Annotated in this window: 6 protein-coding genes; 5 read left to right on the forward strand and 1 reads right to left on the reverse strand. The window is 63.4% G+C overall.

Annotated elements, in window-relative coordinates:
• Positions 1 to 115: 115 nt before the first annotated feature.
• Complete coding sequence (locus tag AC0L23_RS04795) at positions 116 to 1336, reverse strand: cytochrome P450 (RefSeq protein WP_018457055.1); 1221 nt, start codon at positions 1334 to 1336, stop codon at positions 116 to 118.
• A gap of 107 nt (positions 1337 to 1443) precedes the next feature.
• Here AC0L23_RS04795 and AC0L23_RS04800 point away from each other — a divergent pair, with 107 nt between their 5' ends.
• The 5 genes from AC0L23_RS04800 to AC0L23_RS04820 all read left to right on the forward strand — a co-directional run bounded on the left by AC0L23_RS04800 (position 1444) and on the right by AC0L23_RS04820 (position 7743).
• A complete protein-coding gene (locus AC0L23_RS04800) occupies positions 1444 to 1998 on the forward strand; it encodes a sulfopyruvate decarboxylase (protein ID WP_018457054.1) in 555 nt (184 codons plus the stop codon).
• Positions 1995 to 2585 (forward strand): thiamine pyrophosphate-dependent enzyme, encoded by a 591-nt coding sequence (locus AC0L23_RS04805; RefSeq protein ID WP_085362286.1) that lies wholly within the window; start codon positions 1995 to 1997, stop codon positions 2583 to 2585. The genes AC0L23_RS04800 and AC0L23_RS04805 overlap by 4 nt, the downstream gene beginning before the upstream one ends.
• 89 nt (positions 2586 to 2674) lie before the next feature.
• On the forward strand, positions 2675 to 3376 hold the full coding sequence (locus AC0L23_RS04810; protein ID WP_085352143.1) for a TetR/AcrR family transcriptional regulator: 702 nt from the start codon (positions 2675 to 2677) through the stop codon (positions 3374 to 3376).
• 1 nt (position 3377) lies between these two features.
• Entirely contained in the window at positions 3378 to 4571 is a 1194-nt protein-coding gene (locus tag AC0L23_RS04815) for an efflux RND transporter periplasmic adaptor subunit (RefSeq protein WP_018457051.1), read from the forward strand.
• 76 nt (positions 4572 to 4647) lie between these two features.
• The gene (locus AC0L23_RS04820) at positions 4648 to 7743 is read left to right on the forward strand and encodes a MexW/MexI family multidrug efflux RND transporter permease subunit (protein ID WP_026233289.1); all 3096 of its coding nucleotides are present in this window, start codon (positions 4648 to 4650) and stop codon (positions 7741 to 7743) included.
• Positions 7744 to 7889: the final 146 nt, after the last annotated feature.

Genomic DNA, 7889 nt, shown 5'->3' on the forward strand with positions numbered 1-7889 from the left:
CGGCGGCGCCGATGGCCTGGGATGTCAAATGGTTGCGCGGAATCGCTGGCCCATCCCGCGCCGGTAACCTTCTACTGTGCATGGGGTTGTTTTCGCGATTTTTTGTTTTGATGCCTCAGCCGATCGCGCAGGGCACGCTCAAAAAGCCGCGGAACCGCACCCGTCCGCCCCTGACCGGCTGTCCGCTCACGGCATAGTTCGGGAAGCGCGCCAAGAAGCGCGAGACCGCGATGGCGCCTTCCAATCGTGCCAGCGCCATGCCGGCGCATTGATGCGCGCCGGTGGCGAAGGCGAGATGCCGGTTCGGCGTGCGCGCGATGTCGAATCTCTCCGGGTCCGGAAACTGTGCGGGGTCACGGTTGGCAGCGCCGATACAGAGCGTGATGGATGTGCCGGCTTCGAGCATGACGCCGCCGAGTTCGACCCGCTCCGTGGTCATGCGGTTGCCGAGCTGGTTCGAGCTCTCGTAGCGCAGCATCTCTTCGACCGCAGTCTTGATCAGCTCAGGATTGTCGATCAGCCGCCGCTTCTGATCCGGGTTCCGGTCGAGCGCCACGAGGCCGTTGCCGATCAGGTTGGTGGTGGTCTCGTGGCCGGCATTGAGCAGGAAGATGCAGTTGTGCAGCAGCTCCTTCTCGGTCAGCCGCTCGCCGTTGTCTTCACCCTGTATCAGGCGCGTCAGCACGTCGCGCTCGGGGGTGCCGGGCCTTTCGCGCCGGCGCGCGACCAGCGTTCGGAGGTAGGCGAGGAAGTCCGTCACCGCCTTGTTGCCGCGGGCAGCCACTTCAGGCGACACCACCGGTTCGAGGGCGCCCAGGATCGCCAGCGACCAGTCGCGCAGCGGCGCGCGCTCGTCATGGGGCACGTCAAGCAGATTGCCGATCACCTCGATCGGGATCGAGGCGGCGAAGTCCTCGATCAGCTCGCAATCACCTTTGGCGGCAATGGCGTCAAGCAAGCCGTCGACCAGCTTGATGATGTCAGGCTCCATCCCCGCGATCGCGCGCGGCGACAGCGCGCCCATGATCAGACGCCGCACGCGGGTATGCGCCGGCGGATCGTTGAAGACGAGGCTCGTGGTGTGGTGCTCGTAGAGCGGGGTGTCGCCGTATTTCGGCGCGAACTCGCGCTTCTTGTCCGAGCTGAACGATTTTGTGTTCTTGTAGGTCGTAACGAGGTCGTCATAGCGGGTCAGGAACACGGTGCCGTTGCGCAGGCGCTTGACCGGCTCGTTCTCCCGCAGTGCACGATAGGTCGGGTAGGGATTGTGGTAGAATTCCGCCGTCAGCTGTTCCAGATCGAAACTGGCCGCCAGTTCATTCGCACTTGCGTTCATGCCGCCATACTCGCCGGTTGAGTCCGATATGCTGTATTCGCTCTTTTGAGCGGCTCGGTTCACCGTCTACAGTCGAGCCGCGATTTGCAAGCCGACCGGACAGGAAAATGCACGCCCGCGCTGACGCTGCCGACACGGCCGCCGAGTCCAGCACTCATTGGCCCGACGATATTTTCGCGACCTTGCAACGCTTCGACGTTCGGCAGGTGCCCTACGTGCCCGACGCCGGCCATTCAAAGCTGATCCAGCGCGTGCTGGCATCGTCCACGATGCGCGGCATTCCGCTCACGACGGAGGAGGAGGGCGTGGCGCTTCTCGCCGGCGCCTGGACGGGGGGCCAGCGCGGCGTGCTGTTGATGCAGTCGAGCGGGGTCGGCAATTGCATTAACATGCTCTCGCTGATCCCGATCCTGCGCTTTCCCTTCCTCACGCTGGTGACGATGCGTGGCGAGTGGGGCGAGTTCAATCCATGGCAGGTGCCGATGGGATCGACCACGCAGGGCGTGTTCGAGCTCTCGGGTGTCAAGGTGCTGCGGGCGTCTAACGCAGCCGAGGTGCCGGCCGTGTTAGAGGCGGCGGCCGCGCAGGCCTATAACGCGCTCACACCCACCGCCGTCCTGCTGTCGCAGCGCCTGATCGGCGCCAAGGTTTTCACCAAATGAGCAAGGCCAATCTCCTCGACCGCCGTCAGGTGGTGTCCACGCTTCTCGCGGACCGCAAGGACGTGGTTGCGATCGGCGGCCTCGGCGCCTCCACCAACGACATGTGCGCGGCCGGCGATCATGCGCGCAATTTCTACCTCTGGGGCGGCATGGGCGGGGCGGCGATGATCGGGTTGGGCCTCGCTCTGGCGCAGCCAAAATTGCCGGTGCTGGTCATCACCGGCGACGGCGAGATGCTGATGGGCATGGGCAGCCTTGCCACTATCGGTCTGCAAAAGCCGTCCAATCTCTCGATCGCGGTGCTCGACAACGAGGCCTATGGTGAGACCGGCGGTCAGACCAGCCACACTTCCGTGGCCGCCGACCTCGTCGGCATCGCCAGAGCCTGCGGCATCGGAGACAGCCGGTCTGTGACGACCATGGCCGAGGTCGAGGCCTTCGCCAAATCCGTCCACGACGTCACGGCCGGGCCGCGCTTTGCCAATGTGAAGATCGACAGCGCCAATCTGGAGCGCATTTTGCCCAGCCGGGATGGGACTTACATTCTCAACCGGATCCGCGGCGACCTCGGCTTCCGCCCGATTTAGAACTTGGGATACCTCTAAGAGACGATTCTTGTAGGTTGCATCGCACCATTCGGCTTGACTTTTGCGTGGGTGAGTGCTTACTCACTAGCATGAGCTCATTGCGTATGACGAGCGACCTGAGGCGTCAATTGATCCTCGGCGCCGCAAAGCGTTGCTTTGCCCGACACGGCTATACCGGCACCACGACCAAGAGCGTGGCGGCCGCCGCTGCCATTTCCGAAGCGCTGCTGTTCAAGCATTTCCCGTCCAAGGCCGCGCTTTACGCCGAAATTCTCAGCGATGAATGCGAGGCGGACCCGGCGCTCATGGAGCTGCTCGAACGTGAGCCGTCGACCGCTACGTTGGTCGAAGTGATCCGCGGCATGGTCGGGCATTTCATGCACATCGCCGATGGCCCCGACCAGGAAGAGGCCCAGCGCCTGCGACTGATGACCACGAGTCATTTGGAGGATGGCGAATTTGCCCGGTTGCTATATGCCAAGATCGAGGCGCTGATCGGGGCGGCCTTCGTCGCCTCGCTCGAGCGTGCGGTTGCCGCGGGGGACGCGCGGCCATACAACGGCGAACCGCTCAACCTGTTCTGGTTTGCGCATCACACCGTGATGACGGCTGCGCTGACCAGGCTGCCGGCCACGCCGTGTCTCGCTTACGGCAAGGCGAACGACCTCGAGCGGCAGCTCTGTGAGTTTCTCCTGAGGGGTATCGGACTTAACGACGCCGCAATTGTTTCGCATTTGGGCCGCGATCAGGCCAGTTGTGCGGGCAAGACGGCGATTGCAGAAAGTGCATGACATGAACATCGTGACCGAACACAAGATTTCGGGCGAACCGATCGACAACAAGGCTCCCAAGCGTCCGGTCCGGCCGGTGCTCTGGTTCATCGTCGTCGGCACGCTCCTGGCCGTGCTCGTCGGTGGCCTCGTCTGGTTCAATTATTTCCGCGGCCAGATGATCAAGCAGTTCTTCGCCAACAACAAGCCGCCGCCGGTCGCGGTCAGCGCCGCCGAGGCGAAGTCCGAGGTGGTGCCGAACCTGTTGACCGCCGTCGGTGGTCTCGCCGCCGTGCACCAGGTCGACGTCAGCGCCGACGTCAACGGCCGTGTCACCGAGATCAAGTTCGAGCCGGGCACGCATGTCGAGGCCGGCACACCGCTCGTGCAGATGTTCGACGCGCCGGAGCAGGGCGACCTCGCCAATTACAAGGCGCAGGCCACCGTCGCACAGCTGTCGCTCGATCGCGCCAAGCAACTGGCGTCGCGCCAGTTCGGGCCGCAGGCAACGGTCGACACCGCGCAGGCCGCGTACGATCAGGCGCAGGCGGGTATCGCCAAGACCGAAGCGTTGATCTCGCAGAAGCTGGTCCGCGCGCCGTTTTCCGGCGATCTCGGCGTCCGCAAGGTCGAGGTCGGCCAGTATCTGACCGCCGGCACGGCCATCGTTTCGCTGACGGATCTGTCGGAGCTGTGGGCCAACTTCACGGTGACGGAAAAGGACTCGGGCAGCCTCAAGGTCGGTCAACCGGTCCGGCTGAAGGTCGACGCCTATCCCGGCCGCACCTTCGACGCCAAAATCACCACGATCGAGCCGCAGATCTCGACCGACACCCGTAACATCCGCGTGCAGGCGACCATCGCTAATCCGGAGAAGATCCTGAAGCCCGGCATGTTCGTGACCACCACGGTGGTGCTGCCGGACAAGCCGGCCGTAGTCACCGTGCCGGAGACGGCGGTCGACTACACGCTGTACGGCGACTCGGTGTTCGTGATCACCGAGAAGAAGGAAGCCGACGGCAAGACCAGCCTGAGCGCGGTGCGCACTTTCGTGCAGACCGGCAACCGGGTCGAAGGCCGCGTCGAAATCGTCAAGGGCGTGAAGCCGGGCGACAAGGTCGTCGCCGTCGGCCAGCTCAAGCTGCAATCGGGCGCGGCGGTGTCGATTTCGACCGACCCGGCTCCGCAGATCCCGGCGCAGCCGCCGCGCTACTGACATCGTACACGTTGCAGCATGATCCGGCACGGCCGGGTCACGCGCTTTGCAAGTCAAAGAAATCGAGATCGCCGCGATGCGCTTTACTGATATTTTCATCAAACGCCCGGTCCTGTCGGTCGTCGTCAGCCTGCTGATCCTGCTGATCGGCCTGCGCGCGGCGACGACGCTGCCGATCCGGCAATATCCGAAGCTGTCGAACACGGTCATCAACATCACGACCGTCTATCCGGGCGCGTCCGCGGACCTGATCCAGGGCTTCATCACCACGCCGATCGAGCAGGCGGTCGCCTCCGCCGAAGGTGTCGATTACATCACCTCGTCCTCGGTGCTCGGCACCTCGACGATCCAGGTCTACATCAAGCTGAACTTCGATCCGAACCAGGCGCTGACCGAGGTTCTGGCCAAGACGAACTCGGTCAAATACCTGATTCCGAAGGAATCCAACGATCCCATCGTCACCAAGACCACGGGCCAGACCACGGCCGTGATGTATCTCGGATTCTCGTCCGAAGAGCTGTCGGGCTCGGCGATCTCCGACTACCTGACGCGCGTTGTGCAACCGGTGCTGTCGACCGTCGACGGCGTCGCCTCCGCCGACATTCTCGGCGGCCAGACCTTTGCGATGCGGCTGTGGCTTGATCCTCTCAAGATGGCCGGCCGCAACGTGTCGCCTGCGGATGTCGCGACCGCGATCACTGCCAACAACTTCCAGTCAGCGGCGGGGCAGACCAAGGGTTATCTCATCGTCTCGAACGTATCGACGAATACGGGCCTGACCGACGTCAACCAGTTCAAGAAGATGATCGTCAAGGCCAAGGACGGCGGCTTCGTGCGGATGGAGGACATCGCCACCGTCGAACTTGCGGCCCAAAGCACGGACGCGAGCGTCGCCTTCAACGGCGAGCACGCCATCTTCATCGGTGTGCAGGCGACGCCGCAGGGCAACCCGCTGACGCTGGTCAAGGGCGTGCGGGCGCTATTCCCCGAGCTGGAGCGCAATCTGCCACCGTCGATGAAGATGAAGGTCGCCTACGATTCGACCAAGTTCATCCAATCCTCGATCGACGAGGTCGAGAAGACACTGGGTGAAGCCGTGATCATCGTGATCGTGGTGATCTTCCTGTTCCTGGCGTCGTTCCGTTCGGTCATCATTCCCGTTGTCACCATCCCGTTGTCGATGATCGGCGTCTGCACGCTGATGCTGGCGCTGGGCTTCAGCTTCAACCTGTTGACCCTGCTCGCGATGGTGCTGGCGATCGGCCTCGTGGTCGACGACGCCATCGTCGTGGTGGAAAACATCCATCGTCATCTGGAGGAAGGGAAAACGCCGGTCCAGGCGTCGCTGGAAGGCGCGCGCGAAATCGTGGGTCCCGTCGTCTCGATGACCATCACGCTCGCAGCCGTGTACGCGCCGATCGGTTTCCTCGGCGGTCTGACCGGCTCGCTGTTCCGCGAATTCGCCTTCACACTTGCGGGCTCGGTGATCGTGTCCGGCGTGATCGCGCTGACGCTCTCGCCGATGATGTGCTCGGTGCTGCTGAAGAACACGGAAGAGGGGCGCTTCGCCAAGTTCGTCAACAAGGTGTTTGGCGCGCTGACGCGGTGGTACGGGCGCAGGCTCGACCGCTCGCTCGACTACAAGGCCATCACCGGCCTGTTTGCGGTGACCATCCTCGGGCTCGTCGGCTTCCTTTACATGCACACGTCGAAGGAGCTGGCGCCTGAGGAAGACCAGGGTATCGTGTTCGCGGTGACCAAGGCGCCGAAATACGCCAATATCGACTACGTCGATTTTTACGGCGAGAAGCTCGACAAGGAATTCCAGAAATTCCCCGAGACCGATCTGCGCTTCGTGCTGAACGGCATCAACGGCCCGCAGGGCGGTATCGCCGGCATGCTGCTCAAGCCCTGGGAGGAGCGCAAGCGCTCGTCGATCCAGCTGAAGTCCCTGGTGCAGGCCGAGCTTTCCAAGATCGAGGGCGTGCAGGCGTTCGCTTTCAACCTGCCGCCGCTGCCGGGCGGTCCGGGCGGCCTCCCGGTGCAGATGGTGATCAACTCCACCGCCAGCTTCCAGACTGTCTACGAACAGATGGAGAAGCTGAAGGCCGCCGCCCGCAAGAGCGGAATGTTCATCGTCTCCGACAGTGATCTTGCCTACAACCAGCCGAACGTGAAGGTGACGATCAACCGCACCAAGGCGCAGGATCTCGGCGTCAACATGCAGAACCTCGGCAGCACGCTCGCGGTGCTGCTCGGCGGCAACTACATCAACCGCTTCAACCTCGAGGGCCGTTCCTATCAAGTTATCCCGCAGGTGCCGCGCGGCCAGCGGCTCTCGCCGGAATCGCTCGCCGGCTACTACGTGACCACCAATACCGGCCAGCAGCTTCCGCTCTCGACGGTTGTGTCGATCGAGACCAAGACCGAGCCGAATTCGCTGACACATTACAATCAGCTCAATTCAGCGACCTTCTCGGCCGTGCCGATGCCCGGCGTGACCGTCGGTGCGGCGGTCGACTTCCTCGAGAGCGAGGCCAAAAACCTGCCGCAAGGCTTCAGCCATGCTTATCTGGCTGACAGCAGACAGTATGTGCAGGAAGGCAACCAGCTCGCGATCACCTTCGGCTTCGCGCTGATCATCATCTTCCTGGTGCTGGCGGCGCAGTTCGAGAGCTTGCGCGATCCGCTGGTCATCATGATCTCGGTGCCAATGGCGATCGTTGGCGCACTGATCCCGCTGTTCTTCGGCGTGGCGACCATGAACATCTACACCCAGGTCGGCCTGCTGACCTTGGTGGGCCTGATCACCAAGCACGGCATCCTGATGGTGGAGTTCGCCAACGAGCTCCAGATCAACGAGCGGCTCGATCGCCGCTCCGCCATCGAAATGTCGGCCCGTATTCGTCTGCGGCCGATCCTCATGACCACGGCCGCGATGGTGACGGGCCTGATCCCGCTCCTGACCGCGACCGGCGCAGGGGCCGCCAGCCGCTTCTCGATCGGTCTGGTGGTCGTGGCCGGCATGTCGATCGGCACGTTGTTCACGCTGTTCGTGTTGCCGGCGGTCTACGTGGTGCTGGCGACCGACCATCGCGCGGCGGCCGATTCCGAGCGGAACAAGCAGGTCAACGACCTCGACCTCAACGCCAAGGCGCTGCGGCCGACCTGAGGCCACCGATAAAGCGAACCCGAGGGGGGGGGGGGGCCCCCCCCCGCCCCCCCCCCTTTTTTTTTACGGGGGGCCCGCCGCACACCCGCCTTAACCCCCGCGCGCGAGCCCAAGAGCGCGGTTAGTTGATTTTTTTTACGGGTGGG

The sequence above is a fragment of the Bradyrhizobium sp. MI1.4 genome, from assembly GCF_055811315.1.

What these genes read in the sequence shown, in the direction of transcription:
- AC0L23_RS04795 (WP_018457055.1), bottom strand. Translation starts at nt 1,336, where the DNA reads ATGAACGCAAGTGCGAATGAACTGGCGGCCAGTTTCGATCTGGAACAG.
- AC0L23_RS04800 (WP_018457054.1), top strand. Translation starts at nt 1,444, where the DNA reads ATGCACGCCCGCGCTGACGCTGCCGACACGGCCGCCGAGTCCAGCACT.
- AC0L23_RS04805 (WP_085362286.1), top strand. Translation starts at nt 1,995, where the DNA reads ATGAGCAAGGCCAATCTCCTCGACCGCCGTCAGGTGGTGTCCACGCTT.
- AC0L23_RS04810 (WP_085352143.1), top strand. Translation starts at nt 2,675, where the DNA reads ATGAGCTCATTGCGTATGACGAGCGACCTGAGGCGTCAATTGATCCTC.
- AC0L23_RS04815 (WP_018457051.1), top strand. Translation starts at nt 3,378, where the DNA reads ATGAACATCGTGACCGAACACAAGATTTCGGGCGAACCGATCGACAAC.
- AC0L23_RS04820 (WP_026233289.1), top strand. Translation starts at nt 4,648, where the DNA reads ATGCGCTTTACTGATATTTTCATCAAACGCCCGGTCCTGTCGGTCGTC.